The 1,914-nt window shown below is 43.9% G+C and carries 2 protein-coding genes; one reads left to right on the forward strand and one right to left on the reverse strand.

The window, feature by feature from the left end:
* On the forward strand, window positions 1-902 hold a 902-nt coding region (locus HGJ98_RS08900), incomplete at its 5' end, for an RHS repeat-associated core domain-containing protein (protein WP_291350713.1).
* Here HGJ98_RS08900 and HGJ98_RS08905 read toward each other — a convergent pair.
* Window positions 788-1,831, reverse strand: a complete 1,044-nt coding sequence (locus HGJ98_RS08905) for an IS3 family transposase (RefSeq protein ID WP_291350714.1) — start codon at window positions 1,829-1,831, stop codon at window positions 788-790. The genes HGJ98_RS08900 and HGJ98_RS08905 overlap by 115 nt on opposite strands.
* Window positions 1,832-1,914: the final 83 nt, after the last annotated feature.

Genomic DNA, 1,914 nt, shown 5'->3' on the forward strand with positions numbered 1-1,914 from the left:
CCGCCGACCAGCTAGTTTCCGTTACAAAGCAAGGAGAATCCACCCCGTTTGTCACGTATCAGTACAACGAAGACGGCAAACGGATTCAAAAGAACGTGAATGGAACCATCACGAATTATTTCTATGATGGAGACAGCCTGAACGTTCTATACGAGACAGACGGTCAAAATAACGTGGTACGTTCCTACACCTATTCAGAAAACGGCCAGCTGCTTTCCATGCGCAAAGGCACTCAGACCTATTTCTACCACTACAATGCGCATGGAGATGTCATCGCCATAACCGACCAAAACGGCCAAAAAGTCGCCAGCTACGAATACGACAGCTGGGGGAACGTGCTGAAAGCAGAAGAAGCCGAACAGGTAAAAGATAATCCGTACCGCTATGCGGGATACCAGTTTGACCGGGAAACCGGGTTGTATTACTTAATTGCCCGTTATTATCAGCCGAAGCAGGGTGTGTTCTTATCGATGGATCCAGATCCTGGTGATAGTGATGACATTCTTACTCAGAATGGGTATGCTTACGGAAATAATAATCCGGTCATGAGGGTGGATCCTGATGGGAATTATGTATGGATGGTAATAAATGCAGGTTTTGCAGTTTATGATGCATATGGTGGATATAAAGTAGCGGTGTTTGTCAAGAATGTTGTCGTATTTACATCAAATTATTTCTTCAAGAAAATCCTACCGCGCTTCGCTTGCTGGCCTCTTCATAAAAGATTGGATCTATCGAACCAACCTTTTATGAAGAGGGAAAAATTAGCCCCACTAACACTAGTAGTTTACTTGTCTTCTAGTTCATCTTTCATTGGATTTAATGCCACTGATTTATGGGCAGACCAATCCCTTGTTGAGCGAGACCAACGTTCGGGTCGCTTAGACTTTGCCTCCTCATAAACTTCTTTTCGCTTTTCTAGAATTTCAATATGTTCGCCTGTATGGCATTGATGCGGTGTCACGAAATTTAATCCACTGTGCTGATGTTCATAGGCATACCACTGCACAAATTTCGCTGCCCATTGGCGTGCAGCTTCTAGTGACTCAAATCCTTGATGTGGGTACTCTGGTCGATACTTCATCGTCCGAAACATGGCTTCAGAATAAGGATTATCGTTACTTACACGCGGTCTAGAATAAGACTTTGTGATGCCCAATTTCTCTAATAGGGCCTGAAAGGTCGCCGCTTTCATAGGGCTTCCGTTATCTGAATGTAGAACCAACGGTTCTCCAGAGATTTTTTCGCTAATGACAGCTTTTTTGATCAACTCTTCTGCGTACACTGCATCTTCATTTTCCCATACTTCCCAACCAACAGGCATTCTACTAAATATATCAAGAATCATATATAGCTTAAAATAGGCACCCTTAATAGGACCTGGAAGCCAAGTAATATCCCATGTCCACACTTGATTTGGTTTTGTTGCTAAATAGCTCTCTGGCAATTTCCGCACAGGCCTTTTGCTTCTTCCCCGATGGTTTTGCATGGATTCCATCCGCAATACGCGGTAAAAGGTAGATTCAGAGGCAATATAAATAGATTGGTCTGCCAATTTAGGTACAATTTGAGAAGGTGGTAAGTTCTCAAACTCTTCCTTTTTTGCTACCTCAATGATCTCTTGTCTCTCTCCTGGGCTAAGCTTATTTTTTGGCTCAGGTCGTTTGGCAAGAGGACGTTGGTCTTCCTTGACTCCACCCTTAGCTACCCACCGCTCATAAGTTCGTACACTAATATTAAGTTCTTCACAGGCTTTTGCTAATCGCGCACCATTCTGATTGGCTTCTTGGATGAGTTCCACTGCTAATGCGCGATCTGACGGGCTAATCATTCTTCCTCTGGGTCCCCCCAGATCGCTTGGGCCTTTTTTCTAAGTAGTAATAATGCGGCAGCTTCAGCCAGCGCTTTCTCTTT

This window comes from Desulfosporosinus sp., assembly GCF_014237355.1.
Taxonomy (GTDB): Bacteria; Bacillota; Desulfitobacteriia; order Desulfitobacteriales; family Desulfitobacteriaceae; genus Desulfosporosinus.